Origin of the sequence: Streptomyces sp. 4N509B, from assembly GCF_052245655.1 — a bacterium.
Lineage (GTDB): Bacteria > Actinomycetota > Actinomycetes > Streptomycetales > Streptomycetaceae > Streptomyces.
Genome location: NZ_JBQQBZ010000001.1, coordinates 380,024 through 403,479 on the forward strand (window position 1 = coordinate 380,024; position 23,456 = coordinate 403,479).

Below are 23,456 nucleotides of genomic sequence, written 5' to 3' on the forward strand. Positions count from 1 at the left end.
GTCGGCGCCGGCCGTCCTGCCGGTGCCGTCGGTGCCGTCGGGCAGCCCGCCGTCAGCCGTCACGTGTCACGTTCCACCGGCTCCCGGGGCCGCGTCGGCGCGGGGATCGTCGGCGTCGTCACCGGAGGCTCGGGCGGCGCCGAACCCGGCGCAGAGCCCGGTGCAGACCCCGGCCCCGACGTCGGCGGCCCTGGCGGCGGCCCCGGCACCCGCGGCGGCGACCCGGGCACCTGCGGCGGCAACGCCCCCGGCGTCGCGGCCGGCGCCGTGCCCGGCAGGCCCCCCGGCCCCGCCTTCGCCGGCTCCGGCGGGGGAGCGGCGCCCCGGCGCCGGAACGGCCGGCCGAGCAGCTGCCCCAGCGCGCTCGTCCGCCCGCCCAGCCACAGCAGGAAGACGGTGGGCAGGAAGACGCTGTCCATCGCGATCATCGCCATGGAGAAGGCGGGCAGGCCCAGCACCACCGCGATGCCGATGTGCTCGCCGATCATCAGGAAGAGCAGCAGGTTCTTCGCCCTGCGGTTCAGCAGCGCGAACGGGAACGCCACCTGCACCGCGACCGTTCCGTAGGTGAGCACGGTGACCATCAGGCCGTTGTTGCCCAGCTGCTCCGAGAGCGCCGGCCAGGGCTCGAAGTAGTCCAGATGCAGCGGGTAGTAGACGGCCGTGCCGTCCTGCCAGCGCGATCCCTGGATCTTGTACCAGCCGGCCGCCGCGTAGATCACGCACACCTGGAACATGATCACCAGCAGGACCGCGTTGTGCACGACGTTGGCGATGATGTCGGAGACGATCCGCACCTCGCCGCCCGCGTACCGCTCCACCAGCCACCAGTACGCGTAAACCAGCCACATCCCCGCGAAGAACGCCGTCCAGATCCAGCTGTCCAGCTTCCCCGAGGCCACGCTCCCGAGCAGTGCCGCGCCCAGCACCGCCCACACCGCGATGCCCACCGGGTCGGCCCAGTGGCCGGTGCCGCGCGCCCGGCGGCGCGCGTCGAGCGACCACACCTGGCCGCAGCGGCTCACGACGAGGTAGAGCGCCATCAGGTGGACGACGTTGTCGCCGCCGTCGCCCATGAACACGCTGCGGTTCTGCAACGACAGCACGCCGATCATGTACAGCAGCGCCATCGCGCGGGTGCGCCAGCCCAGCAGCAGGCCGACGCAGGAGGCGATCCCCAGCAGGTAGACGAACTCGAACCAGACCCGCGAGTCCGTCCACAGCAACACCGTGAAGGCGTGGTTGTCGGCGACGAAGCGGGTGGCTATGTCGTAGCCCCACGGGCTGTCGGGCCCGTAGAGCTCGTGCCGGTGCGGCCACTCCCGCAGCAGGTAGATCAGCCAGGCGGTGGCGAAGCCGATGCGGACGATCGCCGTCTGGTACGGGCCGAGCGCGCGGCGGGTCACGTGGCCGATGCCGCGGGCGAGCGCGTTGTCGAAGGACTGTCCCACTCCGCGGAACGGCGACGGCGGGGTGCCGCCGGTCCCCTGGGACTGTGGCGTGGTCGCGCTCATCGTTCCCCTCCCTCGCCCTGTCCCTCACCCTGTCCCCCACCCGACGACTGGTCCGACGCCTGGCCCGACGCCTGGTCGTCGTCGTCCGGGGCGAGGACGCCGCTCGGCAGGTCGCGCGAGGTCACGACCCACCAGTCCAGCTCGTAGTAGGCGGTCGAGGTGTCGAGGTCCTCCGCCCGCCACTCGGGCGCCGGCACCAGCGTGGTCGCCGACCGCAGCTGGATGCGCACGATGTCGTCCACGTCGACGAGCCCCGACTGGTCGAGACGCAGCAGCGCGATGCGGTGCACGTAGATCTCCGACAGCTCGCCGCGCAGGCCCACCGCCTCGCCGCCCGTTTCCGTGTGGGAGCCGGTGTAGAAGTCCCAGGCGCGACGGAGCTCGTTCTGCGCCGTGTGACTGGGCCAGGGGTTGTGCTCGATGTTCTCGACATCCATGGCCGTCAGGGATATCCAGTCGGTGGTGTCGCGCCCGCCCTCGCCGTCGCGGGTCTCGGCGCGCACCTCGACGGCGACGTTGCGCTGGAGCGGGTTGGGCGCGAACAGCTTCCAGCTCTGCTCGAACTCCGGGTAGATGTACTCGCGCATCCCGTCGCCGTACTCCTGGGTGACGTGGTTCTCAGGAGCGACGAAGAGGAAGACCATCACCATGTGGGCGGCGGCGTAGATGGTCAGGGCGCCCACCGTCAGGGCGACGATGATCCGCGCGGGCAGCGACAGCGCGCCGAGGCGCACGTCCGCGGTGGCGGTCCGGTCGAGGTCGGAGCCGAGGTCGGAGCCGGGGTCGGGGTCGGAGCCGGGGCCGGACGCGGCCGACGGGTCCCGCGGAGGAGCGGCGGCGGCCCCGCTCCGGGCTCCGTGCGCGCCAGGCGACGCGCCTCCCGGCGTGGCCCCCGGCGTTGCTCCGGGTGCCGCCCCCGGGGCGCCCTCCGGTGCCTGGTCCGATGACTGCTGGTCCATGATGCTCGGCAGCTCCCCCTACGCTTATCGACCCGTTCTCGCCCGAGCCCTGACCCGAGCACCGTAGCGTGTGGTCATGAGTCGCGCGATCGAGACATCCATCTTCACGGAGATGACGGAGCTGGCCCGCCGCACCGGCGCGATCAACCTCGGCCAGGGCGTGCCGGACCTCCCCTCCCCACCCGCCCTGCTGAAGGACGTCTCCGAGGCCGTCCTCGCGGGCGAGAACCAGTACCCGCCCGCCGTCGGCGCGCCCGCGCTCCGCACGGCGGTCGCCGCCCACCAGCTGCGACGTTACGGCCTGACGTACGACCCGGACGGCGAGGTGCTCGTCACGACGGGCGCGACGGAGGCGCTGGCCTCCGCGCTGCTGGCGCTGGCCGGCCCCGGCGACGACGTGCTGACGCTCGACCCCTGCTACGACGCGTACCCCGCCGGTGCCCGCCTCGCCGGCGCCCGCCTCGTGACCGTGCCGCTCACGCTCGACGGCGACCGCTTCGCCCTCGACCCCGACGCGCTGTGCGCCGCCGTCACGCCCCGGACGCGGCTGCTGGTCCTCAACACCCCGCACAACCCCACCGGCACCGTCCTTTCCCCCGCCGAGCTCGGCGCCGTCGCCGAGCTGGCGTGCGAGCGGGACCTCACCGTCGTCACCGACGAGGTGTACGAGCACCTGACCTACGACGGCCTCCCCCACGTGCCCGTCGCGAGCCTCCCCGGGATGCGGGAGCGGACGGTGACGATCTCGTCGGCCGGCAAGACGTTCAGCGTCACCGGGTGGAAGGTCGGCTGGGTCACGGGGCCGGCACGGCTGGTGGCCACCGTCGCGTCGGTGAAGCAGTTCCTGACGTACGCCTCCGGCACGCCGTACCAGGCGGCGATCGCGCGGGCGCTCGACGCGGTCGAGCCGTGGGCGGCCGCGCTGCGCGAGACGCTGCTGGCCGGCCGCGACCTGCTCGGCGAGGGCCTGACCGCGGCGGGCCTGCGGCCGTACCGGGCCGAGGCCGGGTACTTCGTGCAGGCCGACGTCAGGCCCTGGGGCTACGACGGCGACGACGCGGGGTATCGCTTCTGCCGCGAGCTGCCCGAACGCGGCGGCGTCGTCGCCATTCCCACCTCCGCGTTCCGGCAGGCCACGCCCGACCCGGCGCCGTGGCTGGTCCGCTTCTCCTTCTGCCGCCGCGCGGACTCGCTGCGCGAGGCGGTGGCGCGGCTGGCTACGGCCTCGGAGGGCGGCGCGCCGGCCCGGGAGGCGTGACGTCGCGGGAGGCGGCGTGCCAGCGGGCGGCGCGGGCGGCGTCCCCGGGCGCCGCGTCCGGCGCCGTGTCGGACGCCGCCTCGGACCTCGCGTCGGACCTCGCGTCGGGCGCCATGTCGGACCTCATGTCGGGCAGCGCGACATTGAGAGGAGTGACGTCGGGAAGCGTGATGTGCCGCAGCTTCTCCGGGTTGCGGACCGCGTGGATCGCGGTGATGAGCCCGTCAGGGCCGGTCTCCACGCTCATCACCGAGTCCGGCCGGCCGTCCACGGCGATGACGGCGCCCGGGAGACCGTTGACCTGGGTGAGGTAGGCCATGGGCCTGCCCAGCCGCCGCATGACGCCGACCGACCAGCGCGCGACGTTGTCCGCGCCCCGCAACGGGCGGAGCGCCGCCGGCACCTTGCCGCCGCCGTCCGTCGACATGACCACGTCCGGGGCCAGCAGCCCCATGATCCGCGCCGGCTCGCCGGTGGCGCAGGCGGCCAGGAACTCCCTGGTCACCCGCTCGCGCTCCGCCTGCGATGCGCGGAAACGCGGCCGGCGCGCCGCCACGTGTGAGCGGGCCCGGTGCGCCAGCTGCCGCACCGCGGCCTCCGAACGGCCGACGGCCTGGGCGACCTCGGCGTAGGAGTAGCTGAAGACCTCCCGCAGCACGAAGACCGCGCGCTCCAGTGGGCTCAGGCTCTCCAGCACGACCAGCATCGCGAGGGAGACGGACTCGGCCCGCTCGACCTCCTCCGCCACGTCCGCCGCCTCGCGGCTCTGGGCGCCGTCGCTGACCAGCGGCTCGGGCAGCCACGGTCCGACGTAGGTCTCGCGCCGGTACGTGGCGGAGCTCAGACGGCCGAGCGCGAGGTTGGTGACGGTCCGCGCCAGGTACGCTCCCGGCCTCGCCACGGCGGCTCCTCCGTCCGCCGCCGTGATCCCGCTCCACCGCAGCCACGCGTCCTGGACCACGTCCTCGGCGTCCGCCACGCTGCCGAGCAGCTGGTACGCGATCCCGAACAGGCGTCGGCGGTGCTCCTCGAACACGGCCGTCGGGTCCCCGGGGCTCGCCCCGGCACCGACACCGACGCCGACCTCGGCGTCGCCCACCTCCTCGGGGCTCACTCCGCCGCTCCCACGCCGGGCGCGCGCACGGAGCAGCTCTCGGAGAACCCCTGGCTGGTCAGCCCCATCGCGTTGTTGACCCGCGAACGGAAGTTCTCCAGCGCCACGATCGCGGACAGCTCCACCAGCGCCGCCTCCCCGAGGCTCGCCAGCAGCCGCTCGACCATCTCGTCGGTGACGGCGGGCGGCGTCTCGGTCATCGCCTCCGCGTACTCCATCACGCCGCGCTCCGTCTCGGTGAACGTCCCCGGGTACTCCCGCCAGGTCGGCACCATCGCGATCTTCTCCGCCGGCAGGCCCAGCTGCGCGGCCTCCCAGTACCCGAAGTCGACGCACCATGAGCAGCCGATCCGCAGCGAGCTGACCATCACCGCCAGGTGCTTCAACGCCGGATCAAGGGCGTTCCACCGTGCGGCCCTGGTCTCCAGGCCGAAGTAGGAGCGCAGCACCCGTGGGTTGTGCCCGTACACGAGCCCGGGATCCAGCACCTTCCCGTACCGCCGCCGCGAGTACCACTCCCCGATCCGCAGCACCACCGAGCGCCTCGGCGTCAACGAGATCCGCGCCATGCCGTCCTCCGTCCACCTCTGTCGTGTGTCGTTCCGCTGTCCGTAGCTGTGACAGGACAGCCCCCGCCGTTGTGACATCGCGGGGCCGGGAGAGACAGCGAGGAGAGGGAAGGAGGAAGCGGAAGGCGAGGAAGGAGAGGAGGGGGAGGAAGGAGAAAGGGGAGCGGCTCGCGCCGCCCCCACGCGCCGCGCCCTAGAGGACGAACGGCTCGGCGCCGGTGTCGGCGACGAGCGGCCGGCCGGTGGCGTGCCAGGCGGCGAGGCCGCCGGCGACGTTGGCCGCGCTGACGCCCTGCTGGGCGAGGTACGCCGTCACCTGGGCGGAGCGCCCCCCGACCTTGCACACGACGTACAGCGTCTCGTCCCCGGCGTGCGCGGTGATCTCCTCGGCGCGCTGTATGACCTGGCCGATCGGGACGTGCAGCGACCCCTCGACGTGGCCGGCGGCCCACTCGTCCGGCTCGCGCACGTCGAGCAGGCGGGCGCCGGCGGGAACGGCGTCGGGGGTGACCGTGGGGAGGTCGGCGAAGTTCATGGCTCGAGACTAACCAATCCCACCGACATCACGGCCGGCGTCCGGACCGTGCCCGAGCAGGGTCGCCAGCTCGGCCTCGCGGGCGGCGAGGGTGCGGTGGAGGTCGGCGGCGATGGCGTCCAGCAGGCCGTCGGGGTCGTCGGGTGCGAGGCGGATGAGCGAGCCGATGGCGCTCGCCTCCAGCTCGGCGACCTCCTTGGCCAGCCACTCCTTCCGGTCGGCCATCCACTCCAGGCGGGCGGCGAGCTCGGCCACGCCGGGGCGACGCGGCTCGCCCCCGGTCTCCCGCCACTCCGCCGTCAGCGCGCGCAGCTCGTCGGCGTCGCCCCGGGCGTAGGAGGCGTTGACGCGGGCGAGGAACGCGTCGCGGCGGACGCGGTCGGGCTCGTCGGTGGCGAGGTCGGGGTGGACCAGGCGGACGAGGTCGCGGTAGAGCGCACGGGCCTCGGGGTCGGGCCGCACCCTCGCGGGGGCCGGCGGTGGGGCCGACGCCGGCCCGGACGTCGTGTCCGGAGTCGCGCCGGACGCGGGGTCCTGGGAGGCGGGCGCGGCGGGATCGGGTGGCAGGAACGCCGACATGGGCGGCAGCGGCGTGACGCGGGCGCGGGCCTCGACGGCGCGGCGTTGGTCCGTCGGGTCGCCCGTGCGGGCGGCGACGGCCTCGGCGATGTGTGCCTCGACCTCCTCGATGCGGGCGTGGAGCGGGCCCAGGCGCTGGTCGTGGAGGCGGGAGAAGTTCGCCACCTCTATGCGGAAGGTCTCGACCGCGATCTCGAACTCGATCAGCGCCGTCTCGGCGGCGGCGACGGCGCGGGCGAGCCGCTCCTCGGCGGACGCGGCCTCGGCGGAGGCGGCGTCGGATGCGGCGGCGTCGGCGGAGGTGGCGTCGGTCACCCGGCCCAGCCTAGGGTGCCGCGGCTAGGCCTGGTCCTGGTGGGGCTGTGACGCCTGGAACTCGTCGGGGCTCGGGCACCGCTCCCGCTCCTCGGCCGGCAGGTGCCTCCTGGCCCAGCAGGCGAGCTCCGAGAGGGCGGGAGCCAGCCCGTGGCCCGCGTCGGTCAGCTCGTACGTCACGCGCAGCGGGGGGCCGTGCTCCACGTGGCGGGTGACGAGGTCGAGCTCGGCGAGCTCGCGGAGGCGGTCGGAGAGCATGCGCTCGCTGACGCCGGGGATGGCGCGCCTGAGCTCGGCGAAGTGTCCCGGGCCGCTGATGAGGGAGGCGATCACCACGCCCGTCCAGCGCTTGCCGAGCAGGCCGAAGACACGCATCAGAGCCGAGTCGGGCTCGGTGCAGACGCCCGGGTGGTCCCCCGGGAGCTGGGCCGGCTCGGCCGGCTCGGCCGGCCGCGGGGAACGGGAGGACTGGAGAGCGCGCGCCGCCGCCTGCTCCAGCGCGGTCAGCTCCGTGTCCTCGTTCACACTCTCGCTCGCCTTCGTTCGCTCGCTCACGCGCCCACCCCCGCGCCCTTCTGTCGGATCCGCCCGGTCTGCCTGCCGCGTCGCCATCGTCCCAGCCTACCGAACTCAACGAAGGATGTAAGGTAGTGCGGAAAAGTTAGTGCTGCGGAAAAGTTAGCGACTGTGGTATGAGTAGTAGCGTACCGCTCCGCAGGTGCCGCGAGGATCTCGCGGGCTCGCGAACCCTGACATTTCCCCACAGACAGAAGGGCAAGGATCGTCGCATGGCCACGCTCCTGCACATCGACTCCTCCATCAACGGCGACAGGTCCGTCTCGCGTGCGGTGACGCAGACCTTCCGACAGACCTGGGAGGAGCAGCATCCCGAGGGCACGGTGGTGTACCGCGACCTCGCCGCCGACCCGCTGCCCCACCTGACGGGCGAGGCGTACTACGCGCAGTTCACCGCGCCGGAGGAGCGCTCGCCCGAGCAGCAGGAGGCGTTCCGTCTCCGTGAGGTGCTCACGGCGGAGCTGGAGTCGGCCGACGCGGTCGTGCTCGGCGTCCCCCTGTACAACTACGGCGTCCCGTCGAACATCAAGGTGTGGCTTGACCACGTCATCGTCATGGGCCGCACGGCCACCAAGGACACGCCCTCCACGCTCGCGGGCAAGCCGGTCACCGTCGTCACCAGCCGCGGCGGCTCGTACGCCCCCGGCACCCCGATGGAGGGGAACGACTTCGCCCACCCGTACCTGCGGTGGGTCCTGGCGGACCGGCTCGGCACGGACGTGACCTTCGTCATCCCGGAGCTGACGCTGGCGCCCACGACGCCGGGCATGGAGGCGCTCATAGAGAAGGCCGAGGCGTCCCGCGTCCAGGCGCACGAGGAGGCCCGTGCCTGCGCCAAGAGCCTGGCGGGCCAGCTCGCCGCCTGACGCCCCAGGCCCCGCCAGCCCCACCGTTGGCCGGCGCCACCGTCGGCCGGCGGTGGCGACGTTCCTCGGCGGTCAGCGTCGCAGGCGCCGCCGCACGCCGGCCACCAGGCGGGCGGCGGTGAAGCCGGCGCCGTAGACGAAGCGCATGGACGGCCCGAAGGAGGGCGCGGCCAGCAGCCCCGCGAAGAAGAGGCCGGGGAGGGAGGACTCGAAGCCGGTGCCCAGCTCCGGCGCCCGCGTCCCCCGCACCAGGTCGAGGTCGGCGCGGAGTGAGGGGTCGAGCAGGCGCAGCCGCAGCAGGTCGGGCACGAAGCCGGTGGCGGCGATCACGTGGTCGGTCTCGACGGCGCTGTCGGTGACGACGTTGCCCGTTGCGTCGCCACTGTTGGTCAGGCGGCTGTAGACGGGGACGCGGTCGGTGGCGAGTTCCAGTCGGACGCCGTCGTTCCTGCCCAGGGGCACCGCTCGGAGGAGGCGGTGCCCCAGCCGGACGGGGACGACGCCCTCCAGGCGTTCCCGCAGCCACCAGGCGCCCGCGGGTCCCATGGCGGTGGCGGCCAGGTGTCCCCTGACCGCGCCGGGAAGCAGCCGGAAGCCGCGCGGCAGCTCCGACCAGCCCCACGTCGTCCAGCCGGTGCCGAGCCCGCTGTGGGGCGCGCGCAGGCGTGCCACGAGGTTGCGGCGCAGCGGCTGGGGCGGGGTGTTCCACCGCAGTTGCCCGGCGCGGGCCACGACTGTGGGCCGCGCGCCGTGCTCGGCCAGCAGCGCCGCCGTCTCCAGCGCCGCCTGGCCGGCGCCGATGACCGCGACGTCGCGGCCGGCGAAGCCGGAGAGGTCGTGGTGGTCGCTGCTGTGGCTGGCCAGGGCGCGGGGCAGTCCCTGGAGGGCGCGCGGCATCCTGACGAAGGGCATCACGCCGACCGCCAGCGCCACCGTCCTGGCCAGCATCGCCTCACCGTCGGCGAGTTCCACGCGGAAGCCGGGGCCGTGAGCGGCCACGGCCGTCACGGTTCGCTCCTCCACGGTGACGCCGAGGCGTTCGGCGAACCACAGGCCGTAGGCGGTGAAGTCCGCGATGGACAGCGGGTGGGCGTGTTCGGCGACGAGGCCGTGGGAGTCGGCGTAGGCGGCCAGGGTGTGCTCACCGGCGGCGTCGGAGAGGTTCGACGCCCACGGCTCGGACTTCAGGAACATGTCGCCGGGCATGTGGTCCCGCCAGGACGCCATGGGGCGCCCGAGCACCCGCACGTCCAGCTTGGCCGCGGCGGCGTGCGCCGCGATCGACAGCCCGTACGGCCCCGCGCCGACCACGACCAGGTCATGCATCACGCGTCTGTCCTCCTCCTGTTGGTGATCCGACTGGTGATCCGGTCGGTGGTCCGGTCGGTGGTCCGACTCGTGTCCCGGCTGGCCGCCCGGCCCGTGGACCGGCTGGTCACCCGGCTGCTCGCCCGGCTGCTCGCCTGGCTGGCGGGGCGAGCGGCCCCGCGGCGGGTGACGGGGCCGGTGACACGGCCGGCCGCCCGGCCCGGGCCCCACGCGTACGCCATGGCCCAGAACGGCGACGGGTCGTCGGCCGCGAACCAGGCCGTCTCCACCGGCCGCCCCCATCGCGGCAGTCCCCGGCGGCCCCGGCCGCGCCACGCGGCCACCGCTCCCGAGAGCAGGCCGTAGTTCTCCGCGACGAAGACCCGGCCGGGGACGGGTTCGGGCGTCGGCACCCGGCGGCCGGTCAGGTCCAGGTGGAGCGCCCGCACCACGTCGAGCCCCGAGCGGTCGGTGAACAGGCGGAACTGCGCGCCGGGACGCGGGTTCACGTCCAGCAGGTGGTAGTCCCCGGTCGCGGCGTCGCGGCGGAAGTCGAGGTCGAGCACGCCCACGTAGCCGACGTGCGCGGCCAGCAGGTGCGCGGCGCGCGCCACGGCGGTGTTGGGCAGCCAACGGCCGAGGGCCGTCAGCCCCGCCCCCACCGGCCAGGCGAGTTCCTTCACCCCGGTGCCGCCGAGCAGCAGACGGTGTCCCCCAGGGGCGCCCCCGGGTGCCCCGCCGAACGACCCGTCGAACAACCCGTCGAAGGACCCACGGGACGTGTCGCGGGACGCGTCGGAGGAGGAGAAGCAGCCGTGGAAGAACCAGTCGGCGGCGGGGCCCGCGGGCAGCCGGCGTTGCAGCAGGAGCCGGTTTCCCTCACCGGCCGCCCCCGCCTCGACGCCGCGCTCGTAGAGCGCCCTGGCGGCGACGGCGGTGGTCACGAACGTGGTGCTGCGCAGGCCGGGCGCGTCTCCCCCCTCGCCCGCGGGCAACAGCCACGGCCGGGACCACTTCGCGACCAGCGGCAGGCCGAGCTCCCGCGTGGCCGACACCGCCTCCGCCGCGCTGCCCGGCACCACGGTCGGCGGGTGGGCGATGCCGAGCCGCGCGCAGACGTCGGCCAGTTCCGCCTTGTCCGCCATCCGCTCCACGAGCCCGGGACGCGGCTGCGCCGACACCAGGAAGCGGCCCCGCAGCCGGTGTGCGAGACGGGCGACGGCGATCGCGCCCGCGTCGTCCATGGGGATCAGGACGGCCGGCCGCCCGATCCGGTCCGCCGCCCGCAGCAGCGCCCGTTCCAAGGCGCCGTCGGCGCGCGGCGCCATGGGGTGCGCCCCGCGCAGGTACCGCGAACGAGCCAGCGGGACGCGCGGCGACTCCACGCACGCGTGCACCTCGACGCCCGCGCGCCCGAGCGAGCGGACGGCGCCGAGCGATCCGTGGTGGAAGGGGTTGCGGTCCACGCGCAGCAGCAGCGCGGGCACCGCTGCGTCGAGCGTTTCCGGCATGCCAGCGATCCTCGGCGGCGCCGACCCGCATTCCCCTCACACCGCGACGCGAGCCCACGATCGGACCAGCGGAAAAGCATTCCAGCGGCTCATTCGACAGATCGTGTGCCTATCGGCCCGGCGCGGTCCCTCGTCCGACGGGCCGCCAACGGCCGCCGCGACGGAGGTGCTACGTCCCCCCGCCTCTGTGCCCCAACGCCCTGAGGCCCCCGCTCCGGTGCCCGACGGCACGCGCGATCCGGGTGATGCCCTCGGCGATGTCGGACGGTGGCGTGGCCGCGTAGCCGAGGACGAGCCCCGGGGAGTGGGGCCGTTGCGCGTGCCACGAGAGCGGGTGCGTCTTGACCCCGTGTGCGAGGGCCGCCGCGGCGAGATCGGTGTCGGGCACCTCGCGCAGCGGCGCGGCGTCGAAGGTGATCGTCAGGTGGAGACCCGCGGCGGCCCCGTGGACGGTCGCCTCGGGAAGGTGGGCGCGGATCGCCGCGATCATCGCGTCACGACGACGCAGGTGGCGGCGACGCAGGACGCGAAGGTGGCGTTCGAGCGCGCCGGAGTCCATGAGGTGCGCGAGCACGAGCTGCGGCAGCGCCGCGTTGCCGAGGTCGGCCAGGCGCTTGGCGGCCAGCAGTTCCTCGGCGTACGGCGGGGGCGCCAGCACCCAGCCGATGCGCAGTGCCGGAGCCAGCAGCTTCGAGACGCTGCCCCCGTAGCAGACGCGCTCGGGAAGCATGGAGCGGAGCGCGGGGACGGGCGGGCGGTCGTAGCGGTGTTCGGCGTCGTAGTCGTCCTCGATGACGAGCCGCTCCGGGCGTTCGCCCGCCCAACGCATCAGCGCCCGTCGCCGCTCGCCGCCCAGGACCACCCCCATGGGGAACTGGTGCGCCGGGGTGAGCAGCACGGCGGGCGCGCCGGTCGCGGCCAACTCGTCCACGCGGATCCCGTCGTCGTCCACGGGCACGGGCGGGGTCGCCAGCTCCCAGGCCCGCAGCTGCTGACGGGCGCCGAGTGACCCCGGGTCCTCCACGGCGACCTGGTGGATGCCGTGGCGGGGCAGCAGCTGACCGAGGAGCGTGAGGAACTGGGCGACGCCCGCCACGACCAGCACCTGGTCGGGGTCGGCGCGTATGCCGCGGTTGCGCGCGAGCCAGGCGGCCACGGCGCGGCGGAGGGCGGGTGTGCCGCGCGGGTCGCCGTAGCCCAGGTCAGCGGGGGTGGCGGCGGCCAGGACCGTGCGTTCGGCGCGCAGCCAGGCGGCGCGGGGGAACGCGGTCAGGTCGGGTGCGCCGGGCGCCAGGTCGACGCGGGCGGCGGCGGCACGCAACGACTCGAAGACCTCGACGCTGGGATCGGCGCCGGGCTCGGCGTCGCGATCGCCGCCGCGCTCGGCGCCGGTGGCGAAGAGCGCCGAGGCGGGCACGCCGCCCATGGGGCCGGCCGGGGGTGACGGCACGGTCGGGGAGGTGAACGGCGGGGCCGCCGGCACAGCGGGTGCGGCTACGGGTGCGGCTACCGGTGCGAGTGCGGGTGCCGGCGAGGTCACCGTGGAGGTGTCCGCGCCGGCCGCCGTCCCCCCGGCCGCCGCCCTCCCTCGCGCCGGCGCGGCGCGTGGGTCCAGGACCTGGGGATCCGCGACGAGAGGCGCCGCGACGACGACGGTGCCACGCCGCCCCTTTCCGGCGACGTGACCGTCCTCCCCCAGGCGCTGGTACGCCTCCGTCACCACCCCGCGCGACACCCGGAGTTCGGCGGCGAGGACGCGCGTCGCGGGCAGCGTGCTGCCCACGGGCAGGCGGCCGTCGGCGATCGCCCGCCGCAGCTGCCCGGCCAGCCAGGCGGCGAGGCCGCCGTGAGGCGCCTCACCGACGTTGAGCTGGAGGAAGTCGGAGCCGAACGACGGGGCGGACGGCCGAGGGGACGCCGGTCCCGAGCTCCGCGTTATGGACCTCTCGCGTGAATCCCGATTGGACCTGTTCACTGGTCCATAGTGCACGGCAGGCTGATGCCATGACCAGCAAGAACACGTACGTACACGGTTACTCGCAGCGTGAGGCACAGCGCCTGGGGGACCAGGCCGACACCCTCGCGGAGTTGCTGCACGCGGGAACGTCCTATCCGGCCGGCAGCCGGGTGCTGGAGGCCGGCTGCGGCGTCGGAGCCCAGACCGTGCACCTCGCGACGCGCAGCCCGGGAGCCCGGATCGTGTCCGTCGACATCTCCGAGGAGTCCCTGGCGCGGGCGCGCCGCCGCGACCCCGAGGTGACGGCGGAGGTGGAGTGGCACCGCGCCGACCTCTACGGGCTGCCGTTCGCCGACGGCTCCTTCGACCACGCCTTCGTCTGCTTCGTGCTGGAGCACCTGGGCGACCCGCCGCGCGTCCTGGCAGAGCTCCGGCGGGTCGTGCGACCGGGTGGGACGATCACGGTCATCGAGGGCGACCACGGTTCCGCGTTCTTCCACCCCGACGGCGTCCACGCCCGCGCCGCGATCGACTGCCAGGTGCGGCTCCAGGCCGCCGGCGGCGGCAACGCGTTGATCGGCCGGCAGCTCCAGCCCCTGCTCGCCGCCGCCGGCCTCGACGTCCTCGAGATCGGCCCCCGCACGGTCTACGCCGACGCCACACGGCCCGCGCTCGTCGAAGGTTTCACGGGAAACACGTTCATCGCGGCCATCGAGGCGGTCCGGTCCGACGCCCTGGAGGCCGGGATCATCACCGCGGCGGCGTTCGACAAGGGCATCGACGAGCTCCGCCGCACCGCCGAGCCGGGTGGCACCTTCCACTACGCCTTCTTCAAGGCCGTGGCACGCCGTCCGTGACGCCCTGCGGCGAGGAGCCGGCGGCCTGCGGCGGAACGGCCGTCGCGGCCGTCGCGGCCGGCCCGGGGGAGCGGGGGCGCGGAGTCCGGGTGAGCAGGACCAGTCCGCAGCACAGGGCGCCGGCGCAGGCGCCGCTCACGAGCGAGACCAGGGGGGAGGGGGAGACGCTGCCGGCGTGCGGGCTGGCCTCGGTGAGGACGGTCAGTTCGACGCCGGTGGCGGCCGCCGCCGCCTCGCCGTGGCCGACGAGCGCGCGGGCCACCGCGTTCGCGACGCGGGCCGCCGCCACGGGCTCGGGCGCGGTGCCGGTGATCTCGATCACCGGCGCGTCCGGCGACGTCGCCACCCGCACGCGCTCACGCAGCTCGGCCACGGTTCCGCCCACGTCGGCGCGCGCGGCGTCGAGCACGGCGCCGTCCGTCGCGACACGGCCGTAGACCTGGGCGTAGCCGAGTGCCTCCTGCCAGTCCGCGCCGCTGACGACCAGCTGACCGGTGGTGGCGTAGCTCGGGTTCGTGAGGAGGGCGTGGGCCGCGCCGGCGAGCGGGCCCAGCAGCAGGCAGCAGACCGGCACGAGCCACGCCCGTCGAGGCTTCGACGGCTTCGACGCCTCCGATGCCTCCGATGCCTCCGATGCCTCCGATGCCTCCGGCAGCTTCGATGCCTTCGATGCCTTCGGCAGCTTCGGTGCCTTCGGCAGCGTCAGCTGTTTCGGTGGCACGGGAATCCCGGCGGGCCTCGGGAGGTCGAGAGGTCCGGGGAGCGCCGGAAACCTCGCCGACCTGCGGGACCCGAACAGCCTCAACAGCCTCCTCGGCCCGCGAGGTCGGGGACGTCCGACCCATCCGGTGCCTTCGGCACGCCCGGCACGTGCGGCGAGCCTCGCGAACCTGCGTGACGTCGGGAAGCCGGCGGTCATCGGTGGACCTCCTCGTAGAGCTCCACCAGCCGGTCGGCAGAGCGCGTGATGTCGTAACGCGCCACGGCGGGCGGCACCGGCAGGCGCCGGGTGCCATGCGCCAGTTCCACGTACAACGCGTGCGCCACCTCCCCCACGCTCGCGGTGACACGGCGCGCGCCCGGCGCCTCGTGGCGCGGCAGTTCGTCCACGGCCGGGCAGGTGACGTGGAGCACCGGCAGCCCGGCGGCCAGCGCCTCCAGCACCGCCAGCCCGAAGGTCTCCTCCGTCGAACAGGACACGAAGACGTCCATGGCCGCCAGCAGCGCCGGCATGCGTCGCTCGTCGCACTCCCCGGGAAGCACCACGCGATCCCCCACACCCAGACGCCCCGCCAGCTGCCGTAGCCGCTCCCGCTCGGGCCCCGTGCCCGCCACCACCAGCCGGATCCCGTTCCACGGCGCCGGCAGCCGCGCGAGCCGCGCCACCGCGCGCACCAGCACGTCGAAGCCCTTGCCCGGCACCAGCCGGCCCGCCCCGCCCACGACGGGCGCGTCCCTCGGCAGGCCGAGTCGGTCCCGCTCGGCGCGGCGGGCCGCGGCGTCGAACCGGAAACGGGCCGGCTCGATGCCGTTGGGCACCAGCCGGATGCGCTCCTCCGGAACGCCCCACGCCCGCAGCCGCCGCGCGACGGCGCCGGAGACCGCGACCGTCGCCGCGCCGAGCCGCTCGCTCGCGAGGTAGAGGGCTCGGTTGCCAGGGGTCAGGGGGCGGCCCTCGATGAGGCGCTCGCCCAGCGAGTGCTCCGTGGCCACCACCGCCCGCACACCGGCCAGTCGGGCCGCCAGCCGGCCGTAGACGCAGGCGCGGTAGAGGTGGGTGTGGACGACGTCGTACCGGCCGTGCCGGATGTGCCGGACGAGGCGGGGCAGCGCGCCGACGTCGCGGTTGCCGGTCATGCCGAGATGGGTGACGGGCACGCCGTCGGCCGCCAACTCCCGTGCCAGTGCCCCGGGATGGGTGAGCGTGACGACCTCGTAGACGGCGGCGTCGGGCCGACGGAGCCGCAGCTGCGTCAGCAGCGCCCGCAGCTGCCGTTCGGCCCCGCCGACCCCGAGGCCGGTGATGACGTGCAGCACCCTGAGCCTGCTCACGACAGGGTCACCGCCCGTCGGCGCACCGGCTGGAGCAGCCGCTTCAGGTGCAGCCGGGGGGTGGTGTCGCCCGAGCCGACGTGGACGCGGGGCAGGGCGTGGCGGCCGGCGGATCCGGCGAGCGCCCTGGGGGTGTCGATGGCGCAGGCGTAGTCGTAGCCCGCGGCCCGCACGGCGCCGACGGAACGGGCGTCGACGTGGCCGTAGGGGTAGCAGAAGCCGGCGACCTCCTGGCCGGTGATCTCGCGCAGCAGCGCCCGGCTGTCGGCGGTCTCGGCACGCAGCGCGTCGTCGTCGGCGAGGCCGGGGAGGGAGACGTGGCTCAGCCCGTGGGATCCGATCTCCATGCCCGCCTCGGCGACCGCGCGGATGCCGTCGGCCGTCAGCAGCCGCTTCTTGGGCCCCGGGGTGTCCCAGGCGTTGTGGCCGCCGAGGCGGCCGGGCAGCACGAAGAGGGTGGCCGTGCAGCGGTGGGCGCGCAGCAGCGGCAGCGCGTGGGTCAGGAAGTCGGCGTACCCGTCGTCGAAGGTGAGGCCGACCAGGCGGCGCACCGACGGGTCACCGGGGGGCGCGGCGGCCACGGCGCGCAGCAGCCGGTCGACGGAGACGCCGCGCAGGCCGCGTCGTCGCAGCCAGCGCAGCTGACGGTCGAGGCGGGCGGTGGAGACGGTGACGCCGTACGGGTCGGGCTGGGCCTGGGCCTCGGGGAGCACCGAGTGGTACATCCACACCCACACGCGGTGGCGGGCCGCGCCGGCATCGGCGTCCACGGGTGCGGGGGCAGGCGTGGGGGGCGCGGTCGTGACGCGGGTCCGCGTCGCCTCCTGCGCCGGTGTCGTGGCCGTGGCCGTGGTCGTGGTCGTGGTCGTGATGGTCGCGGGGGTCATGGGTGGTGTTCTTCCTCTCTCACGGTCGAGGTGTTCTCGGATCGAGGTCGACGTCGAGGTCGTGGGGGGAGGCAGAGCGGGCGGCATGCGGAGCGGGTCGAGTCGAGGGACGGGTGGGGGCTGTGGGGAGGCCACGGCGGCGGAGGGCCGTGTGCGCGACGGCGAAGACGGCGAAGACGGCGAGGACGACCACGCCGCCCACCACGCAGCCCCCCGGCGCTGACGGCACGAGGCCGGCCAGGGCCCAGCCGGCGGCGGTGGCGACGACGGCGGCGAGCGCCAGCCACCACAGCCGGGCACGAGCGGCACCGTCCACGCCCGGCCCGCCGTCGTCGCCACCGCCGTCGCCGTCCGCCTCCCCCTCCCTCTCGCTCTCCCTCCCGCCGAGGCGGGTCCGCATGCGGCGCAGCAGCAGGTAGGCGGCCAGGCTGATGCCGGCGGCGTTGGCGGCGGCGAGACCGGGCGCCCCCCAGCCGGCGAACCGAACGGCGGCGAAGCCCGCCACGGCGGTGACCGCCAGCCCGGCCCCCATGCCGGCCAGCGGGAACCACGACACGGGTCGCGCGGCGAAGAACGGCCGCGCCAGCGTGCCGACCAGGGTGTGGCCGAGGAGCCCGAGGGCGTAGACGCGCATGACGGCGGCCGTCGCCTCGGTCGCCTCCGTGTCGAACGCGCCGCGCTCGAAGAGGACCTCGATGATCTGCGGGGCACACGCCGTGACGAAGGCGGCTCCCGTGAGCACCACCACGCCGGCGAACTCCAGGTCCCGCTCGACGCGCCGCCTGACGCGCCCGAGGTCGCCCTCGGCGAGGGCCCGCGCGACCATCGGCAACGTGACGGTGCACACCATCAGCGACAGCACCATCGGCACCTGGGCGACCTTCTGCGCGTAGTTGAGGTGCGAGATGGCGCCGGGCGGCAACGAGGAGCCGAGGCACCGCTCCACCAGCACCTGGGCCTGCCGGGTGAGGGCGAACAGCACCACGGGCGCCACCACGGCCAACCCGCCGACGAGCAGCGGCGCCGCCTCCCGGGCCTCCCCGCCCTCGCGGCTGGGGCCGTCGCCCTCCCGACGGAGGACCCCGCCCTCCCCGCCCGTGCGGGGCGCGGCGGTCCCGGCCCGTGCCTGAGCCGGAGACCGGCGCAGTCGCCACAGCACGAACGGCAGCTGGAGCAGCACCATCAGCACGCTCCCGACGGCCACACCGGCCGCCGCCGCCCGCACCCCCCAGGCGTCGGCCAGGGCCAGCGCGACGGCGATGACGCCCAGGTTGTAGGCGAGGTAGATGCTCGCGGGCGCCGCGAAGCAACGGTGGGCGCGGAGCACGGCGCTGGCGTAGCCGGCGAGGCCGAAGCCGAGGACGGTGACGGCCGTCAGCCGGGTGCAGTCCACCGCCACCTCGTGGTGGTGGTCGGCCAGCCCGGGGGCCAACACCCGTACCAGCGGCCCGGCCGCCACGGCCACGGCGACGGCCGCGAGCACCAGACCCAGCAGCAGCCGGGGGAGTGTGGCGGCCAGCAGCCTCCGGACCGCGCCGGGCCCGCTCAGCAGGGCGACGCTGACGGCGGGGACCAGCAGCAGCGCCATGGCGTCCTCGATGAGGAGGGTCGACGCCACCTCGGGGACGGTCCACGCGACGAGGAACGCGTCCGTCTGGCCGTCCGCGCCGAAGAGGTGGGCGATGATCTGGTCCCGCGCCAGGCCGCAGAGGGCACCGCAGGCCGTCAGCACGGCCGTCACGCCGGCGGCGCGCACCACGAACCGCTCGGTCCGCTCGGCCCGCTCGTTCCGGTCGTTCCGGTCGTTCCGGTCGTTCCGCTCGCCCCGTTGGTCCCCTTCCGCCGACTCGCCGCGCACCCCACGCGGCCCTCCCCGTCCGCGCGACGCCACCAGCCCTCTCACGTACGTGCTCCCGTCTCGCGGGCCGCGGGGAACGCGGCGGGCGACAGGGCCCACCAGGCGGCCAGGCCGAGGCCGACGGCGGTCAGCGTGCTGGTGGGGCCGCCGATGTCGGCGTAGAGGAAGTCGACCGCCTGCCAGCTCAGCAGGCCGACGGCGGCGAGCCCGACCGCCCGCTCGTCCGGCTCGGCGACGCGCCCCGTCGGCAGCCGCGTCCCCGTCCCCGTCCGCAGTCGCAGTCGCAGTCGCAGTCGCAACCGCAACCGCAGCCGCTTGAGGCACAGCACGGCCACCGCCGCCCAGCAGCCGACGATGGTCGCCGCGCCGAGCAGTCCCTGCTCGCTGAGGAGCAGCAGGTACATGTTGTGGGGGGAGAGCAGTTCCTGGAGCTGGTACGCGCCGCCGGCTCCGCCCGTCTCCCCGCCGGCGGAGAGCGCCATCGTGGCGTGGCCGTCGCGGTGGGCGGCGAACTGCCTCGGCCCGACGCCGGTGAACGGCTCGTCCCGCCACATCGCGAACGCCGCCGACCACATGGCGTACCGGTCGGCGACGGACTGGTCCTGCACCGCGCCGCCCTTGTCCTCGTGCTGCTCCGTGTCGAAGCCGAACGCCTCGGTGAGGCTGTCGAAGCGCTCCCCGACCAGGCCGCCGCCCGCCCCGGAGCTCGCGGCGACCACCGCGCCACCCACCAGCAGCAGGCCGCCAGCGCACGCCGCGAGCGCCAAGCCCCGCCCACGACGCCCGCGCCGCCCGTCGCGCCCCGCCACGGCCGGCGGTTCCACCGGGCCCGACGGTCCGGTCAACGCCGAGGGCTTCCGTCCCCGTCCCCGTCCCCGCCCCTGCCACAGCCACCACGCGCTCACCACGCCGACGGCCCCCACCGCCGCCGCCGTCGCCAGCCACGCACCCCGGCTGAACGACACGGCCAACGGCACCAGCAACACCGCCGCCGCCCCCCACGCCGCCGGCCGGCACCACCGCGGCGCGCCACGCGGCGGCGCCAGCCCGAGCGCGAGCGCGGCGACGATCCCGTACGACACGACGGTGGCCATGCCCATGACGTGCTGCGCCCCGAAGGTCCCCACCGCCCGGACGTTCTGCCCCATGTACGAGGCGCCCGTCCCGGTCGCGTACTGCACCACGCCCACCGCCCCCTGCGCCAGCGCCAGGACCACCACGCACCCCAGCACCAGCCTCGCCTCCCGGTGCGAACGCAGCAGCAGCACCACCGCGAGCGGCACCAGCACGAACACCTGAGCGCAGCGCGCGAAGCCGGCGAGGCTGGCCACCGGATCGCCGGAGAGGGCGGTCACGACGGCCAACGCCACGCCGGGCGCGCCGAGCAGGAGCGCGGCCCGCGCGTCCAGCACCGGGCGCCCGCCACGCCGCCGCGCGACGACGACGACCACCGCGCAGCCCGCCACCAACACGGCGGAGGCCACGTCGGGGGCCCGGCCGGCAAAGCCGCCCGGCACGCACAGCGACGCCGCCACGGCCGCCACCACCAGGGCCGGCACACCCAGGCCCACCGGCACCCGCAAACAGGCCAGGGCCCGCGGCCCCGCCAGCACGCGTCGTCCCGCCCGCGCCCACAGCCCTGCCAACGCCCGCAGACCCACCAACGCCCGCAGAACTGCCCACCCCCGCAGCCCGCCCCGAAGGCCGGCCCGCCCCGGCAACGGCCACCTGCCGGCCACCCTCAACGCCCCCCGCAGCGAAGCCAGACGGCGGCGGTCCGCAGCAGGATGCGCAGGTCCTGCCAGAGCGACCAGCTGGCGATGTAGTGGTTGTCGAACCGGGTCCTGTCCTCGATGGACGTGTCGCCCCGCAGGCCGCTGACCTGCGCCAGCCCGGTCAGCCCGACCGGCGCCCTGTGCCGCTGCGCGTAGCCGGGGTAGGCCCGGGAGAAGCGCTCCACGAAGTGGGGCCGCTCGGGCCTCGGCCCGACCAGGCTCATGTCGCCGCGCACCACGTTCCACAGCTGCGGAAGTTCGTCGAGCGAGGTGCGGCGCAGCAGCCGCCCCACGGCCGACAGGCGCCGGTCCTCCGCGATGGTCCACCGCGTGGCGGCCTCGTGGTCGTCGGCGGGCCGCAGCGTGCGGAACTTCAGGATCGTGAAACGCCGCCCGTCCTGCCCCACGCGCTCCTGACGGAAGATCACCCCGGGCCCGTCGGCGAGCCGCACCGCGAGGGCGCAGCCGGCGAGCAGGGGCGCCGCGAGCAGCAGCACCGGCGCCGCGACGGCGACGTCGAGCGCCCGCTTCGCCATCCGCCGCAGCCGCAGCCGCAGCCGCCCGACACCCTGGCCGCCCGGCGGGTCGAGGCGGTGGCAGGCGAACCCCCACAGGTGGGCGGCGGCCCGGTGGCGGCGCGCGGCGGCCACGGCGCGGGCGACGACGGCGGCGCCCGGGTCCGTGTCGGCGTCCACCAGCCAGACGCGGCAGCCGCGTTCCCACAGCAGCCGGACGAGCCGGTCGCGCGGCGGGCAGGCGAGGACGACGTCGCGGACCCCGCCGTGCGCGACGGCGCGCGTCACGTCGCGGTGGGTGGTCAGGACCGGCAGCGGGGAGATCTCCGGCAGCCGGCTGGGGACGGGCCCGACGAGTCCGACCGGCCGCATTCCGTACTCGGGGTGCGCGGCGAGCGCGGCGGCGACGCGTTGCCCCGCCCGCCCGGTGCCGACGACGAGGGTGGGCCGCGGTCGACGGCGGGCCGCGCGGCGCCGCGCGTGGTAGACGACGGCGCGGCCGGCGCACGCCAGCGCCGCCTGGGCGGCGACGGCCGCCGCGAGCCGTGGCCAGGGCACCGCGGCCGACAGCACGGCGACGGCCAGGCACCAGGCGACGGCGGCGTGGCCGAGCAGGCGGGGCAGCTCGTCGAGGGCGGCCGAGGCCGGTCCGGGCCGATAGAGGAGTGCGGACGCGGCGGGGGAGAAGGCCAGCGCGAACAGCGCGATCCCGACGGCCGTGACCGTGGGCAACGGCGGGTCCGGCCGTGCCAGCGTCACGGCGGCGGCGAGGAGCGCGACGGCGTCGGCCGCGGCCAGCGCCAGCGCGGCACCGGCGCCGTGGTCGGGCCGGCGACGCGGATCACGCCGCCGCGCCCTCGGGGCGACGGGCGCCCGCGCGGGGACCCGGGGCGGCACGACCCGCGCCGTGACGGCCGGGCCGACGGTGCCCTCGGCGACGGCCCCGACCACGCGCTCCGCCGGTCCGGCCGCGCGCTCCGTCGTTCGGTCCGTACTCATGACGCCGTCGGCCTTCGCGACACCGTCCGCCCTCCGGCACCGCCGCGCACACCGCCGCGCACACCGTCCCGGACCTCGCCGAGTGCGTCACTCCCCGCCCGGCCCCCCCGGTCGCCCTCTCCCTCTCCCTTTCCCTCTCCCTCTCCCACGTCCACACCCAGCAGTTCGGCGTAGAGCCGGCAGCAGTCCGCCGCCACGCGCCGCACGTCGTGCGCCGCCCGCGCGTGCTCGCTCGCCTGCCGCGCCAGCACGCGGCGACGCTCCGCGTTCTCCAGCAGGCCGGCGAGCGCGCCGGCCAGCGCCCCCGCGTCGCCCGGCGGCACGAGGCAGTCGGCGGCGTGGCCCGGCGGCAGGCACTCCCGCCCGCCGCCGACGTCGGTCACCACCACCGGCCGACCCACCGCCATGGCCTCCAGGGGCGCCAGCGCCATGCCCTCCCACCGCGACGGCAGCACCACGAGGTCCGACGCCGCGTACCAGGGCCTGACGTCACTGGTGGGCCCGGCGAAGAGCACCCCGGGGACGCCCAGCCGGGTCGCCTGGCCACGCAGCCGCGACGCGTCGGGCCCGTCGCCGACGAACGCGAGCCGCGCCCCCGGCAGCCGCGCGGCCACCTCGGGCCAGGCCCGGAGCAGCACGTCCTGGCCCTTCTGCCGGCACAGCCGTCCCACGCACACGACCAGCGGGGCCCGTTGCGGCAGGCCGTGGACGGCGGCGAGGGCGGCCCGCGCCTGGCGGCGTTCGACGCCGTCGGCGGCGGGGAAGCCGTCGAGGTCCACGCCGCCGGGGATCACCGACCAGGCCGCGTCGATCCCCTCCCGCTCGCCGCGTGCCCGCTCACCCTCGCTGACGCAGACCACGCGGTCCGCCCACCGGGCGGCGTGGCGCTCCCAGGCGCGCGCGAGCCGCGCCGTGACGCCCTCGACCGCCTCGAAGGACCAGGCGTGCGGCTGGTAGACGGTGGGCAGCCGGCCCCGCACCGCGAGCCGCCCGGCGAGGCCGGCCTTGGCGCTGTGCAGGTGGACGAGGTCGGGGCGGGCCTCGCGGATGGCGCGGGCGGCGAAGAGCACCTCCCACGGCAGGTTCGGGCCGACCTCGCGGGCCGCGAGCCAGCACCGCACCCGCGCGCCCGCGGCGGTGGCGGCGCGCGCGAGGGTGCCGCCCGGCGGGCAGAGCACGACGGTCCTGATCCCGAGGGCCGCCTGTTCGCGCACCAGGTCGGCGACGGCGCGGGCGACGCCGCCCTCTCCGGGCTGTACCAGGTGCACGACGGTCACCGCCCGTGACCGTGACCGTGACAGCGACCGCGTCCCGCGCCCGACCGCCGGCACCTCCGGCCCCTCCGGCACCTCCGGCCGCTCCGGCAGCCTTCCGGCCGGACCGTCAACGGGGCGCCCCGCCGGCGCCGCCGCCGGCTCCTCGGGCACCTCCCGCGCCGTTGGCGCCTCCGGC

General features: G+C 75.7%; 19 protein-coding genes and 1 pseudogene. 3 read left to right on the forward strand and 17 right to left on the reverse strand.

Going from position 1 to position 23,456, the window contains the following annotated elements; all coding sequences use genetic code 11:
• Positions 1-59: 59 nt before the first annotated feature.
• Together ACTWP5_RS01675 and ACTWP5_RS01680 are read right to left on the reverse strand one after the other, a co-directional pair.
• Positions 60-1,514 (reverse strand): HTTM domain-containing protein, encoded by a 1,455-nt coding sequence (locus ACTWP5_RS01675; protein WP_443218826.1) that lies wholly within the window; start codon positions 1,512-1,514, stop codon positions 60-62.
• On the reverse strand, positions 1,511-2,473 hold the full coding sequence (locus ACTWP5_RS01680; protein ID WP_443218827.1) for a DUF5819 family protein: 963 nt from the start codon (positions 2,471-2,473) through the stop codon (positions 1,511-1,513). Before ACTWP5_RS01680 ends, ACTWP5_RS01675 begins: the two co-directional genes overlap by 4 nt.
• A gap of 76 nt (positions 2,474-2,549) precedes the next feature.
• On the opposite strand from ACTWP5_RS01680, the gene ACTWP5_RS01685 reads away from it, so the two are divergent.
• Positions 2,550-3,731, forward strand: a complete 1,182-nt coding sequence (locus ACTWP5_RS01685) for an aminotransferase class I/II-fold pyridoxal phosphate-dependent enzyme (protein WP_443218828.1) — start codon at positions 2,550-2,552, stop codon at positions 3,729-3,731.
• 169 nt (positions 3,732-3,900) lie between these two features.
• On the opposite strand, the pseudogene ACTWP5_RS01690 reads toward ACTWP5_RS01685, so the two are convergent.
• The 5 genes and pseudogenes from ACTWP5_RS01690 to ACTWP5_RS01710 form a co-directional block, all read right to left on the reverse strand.
• Positions 3,901-4,845 (reverse strand): annotated as a pseudogene (locus ACTWP5_RS01690) (RNA polymerase sigma-70 factor); the annotation flags it as partial.
• Positions 4,842-5,414: a carboxymuconolactone decarboxylase family protein gene (locus ACTWP5_RS01695; protein ID WP_443218829.1), complete on the reverse strand. Its 573-nt coding sequence runs from the start codon at positions 5,412-5,414 to the stop codon at positions 4,842-4,844. The gene ACTWP5_RS01695 and the pseudogene ACTWP5_RS01690, both read right to left, overlap by 4 nt.
• 193 nt (positions 5,415-5,607) lie before the next feature.
• Positions 5,608-5,949: a rhodanese-like domain-containing protein gene (locus ACTWP5_RS01700; protein WP_443218830.1), complete on the reverse strand. Its 342-nt coding sequence runs from the start codon at positions 5,947-5,949 to the stop codon at positions 5,608-5,610.
• A 9-nt stretch (positions 5,950-5,958) separates the two neighbouring features.
• Positions 5,959-6,843 (reverse strand): hypothetical protein, encoded by an 885-nt coding sequence (locus ACTWP5_RS01705; RefSeq protein ID WP_443218831.1) that lies wholly within the window; start codon positions 6,841-6,843, stop codon positions 5,959-5,961.
• Positions 6,844-6,867: 24 nt separating this feature from the next.
• Positions 6,868-7,398: a winged helix-turn-helix transcriptional regulator gene (locus ACTWP5_RS01710; RefSeq protein ID WP_443218832.1), complete on the reverse strand. Its 531-nt coding sequence runs from the start codon at positions 7,396-7,398 to the stop codon at positions 6,868-6,870.
• A gap of 233 nt (positions 7,399-7,631) precedes the next feature.
• On the opposite strand from ACTWP5_RS01710, the gene ACTWP5_RS01715 reads away from it, so the two are divergent.
• The gene (locus tag ACTWP5_RS01715; RefSeq protein ID WP_443218833.1) at positions 7,632-8,285 is read left to right on the forward strand and encodes an FMN-dependent NADH-azoreductase; all 654 of its coding nucleotides are present in this window, start codon (positions 7,632-7,634) and stop codon (positions 8,283-8,285) included.
• A gap of 72 nt (positions 8,286-8,357) precedes the next feature.
• On the opposite strand, the gene ACTWP5_RS01720 is transcribed toward ACTWP5_RS01715, so the two are convergent.
• From ACTWP5_RS01720 to ACTWP5_RS01730, 3 genes are all read right to left on the reverse strand, one after another.
• The gene (locus ACTWP5_RS01720) at positions 8,358-9,611 is read right to left on the reverse strand and encodes an NAD(P)-binding domain-containing protein (RefSeq protein WP_443218928.1); all 1,254 of its coding nucleotides are present in this window, start codon (positions 9,609-9,611) and stop codon (positions 8,358-8,360) included.
• Positions 9,611-11,104, reverse strand: coding sequence for a carboxylate--amine ligase (locus ACTWP5_RS01725; RefSeq protein ID WP_443218834.1), 1,494 nt, complete (start codon positions 11,102-11,104; stop codon positions 9,611-9,613). Before ACTWP5_RS01725 ends, ACTWP5_RS01720 begins: the two co-directional genes overlap by 1 nt.
• Positions 11,105-11,273: 169 nt before the next feature.
• Positions 11,274-12,932, reverse strand: a complete 1,659-nt coding sequence (locus ACTWP5_RS01730) for an aminotransferase-like domain-containing protein (RefSeq protein WP_443218929.1) — start codon at positions 12,930-12,932, stop codon at positions 11,274-11,276.
• Positions 12,933-13,108: 176 nt separating this feature from the next.
• Here ACTWP5_RS01730 and ACTWP5_RS01735 point away from each other — a divergent pair, with 176 nt between their 5' ends.
• A complete protein-coding gene (locus ACTWP5_RS01735) occupies positions 13,109-13,918 on the forward strand; it encodes a methyltransferase domain-containing protein (protein WP_443218835.1) in 810 nt (269 codons plus the stop codon).
• On the opposite strand, the gene ACTWP5_RS01740 is transcribed toward ACTWP5_RS01735, so the two are convergent.
• The 7 genes from ACTWP5_RS01740 to ACTWP5_RS01770 form a co-directional block, all read right to left on the reverse strand.
• Positions 13,893-14,639 (reverse strand): hypothetical protein, encoded by a 747-nt coding sequence (locus ACTWP5_RS01740; protein WP_443218836.1) that lies wholly within the window; start codon positions 14,637-14,639, stop codon positions 13,893-13,895. The two genes, ACTWP5_RS01735 and ACTWP5_RS01740, sit on opposite strands and share 26 nt — an antisense overlap.
• Before the next feature lie 194 nt (positions 14,640-14,833).
• Entirely contained in the window at positions 14,834-15,970 is a 1,137-nt protein-coding gene (locus ACTWP5_RS01745) for a glycosyltransferase (protein ID WP_443218837.1), read from the reverse strand.
• Entirely contained in the window at positions 15,967-16,695 is a 729-nt protein-coding gene (locus tag ACTWP5_RS01750; protein ID WP_443218930.1) for a polysaccharide deacetylase family protein, read from the reverse strand. Before ACTWP5_RS01750 ends, ACTWP5_RS01745 begins: the two co-directional genes overlap by 4 nt.
• Positions 16,696-16,876: 181 nt before the next feature.
• Entirely contained in the window at positions 16,877-18,598 is a 1,722-nt protein-coding gene (locus ACTWP5_RS01755) for a lipid II flippase MurJ (RefSeq protein ID WP_443218931.1), read from the reverse strand.
• A gap of 158 nt (positions 18,599-18,756) precedes the next feature.
• Entirely contained in the window at positions 18,757-20,328 is a 1,572-nt protein-coding gene (locus ACTWP5_RS01760; protein ID WP_443218838.1) for an O-antigen ligase family protein, read from the reverse strand.
• 128 nt (positions 20,329-20,456) lie between these two features.
• The gene (locus ACTWP5_RS01765; protein ID WP_443218839.1) at positions 20,457-22,004 is read right to left on the reverse strand and encodes an exopolysaccharide biosynthesis polyprenyl glycosylphosphotransferase; all 1,548 of its coding nucleotides are present in this window, start codon (positions 22,002-22,004) and stop codon (positions 20,457-20,459) included.
• A complete protein-coding gene (locus ACTWP5_RS01770; protein WP_443218840.1) occupies positions 22,001-23,281 on the reverse strand; it encodes a glycosyltransferase in 1,281 nt (426 codons plus the stop codon). The genes ACTWP5_RS01765 and ACTWP5_RS01770 overlap by 4 nt, the downstream gene beginning before the upstream one ends.
• Between the last annotated feature and the right edge of the window lie 175 nt (positions 23,282-23,456).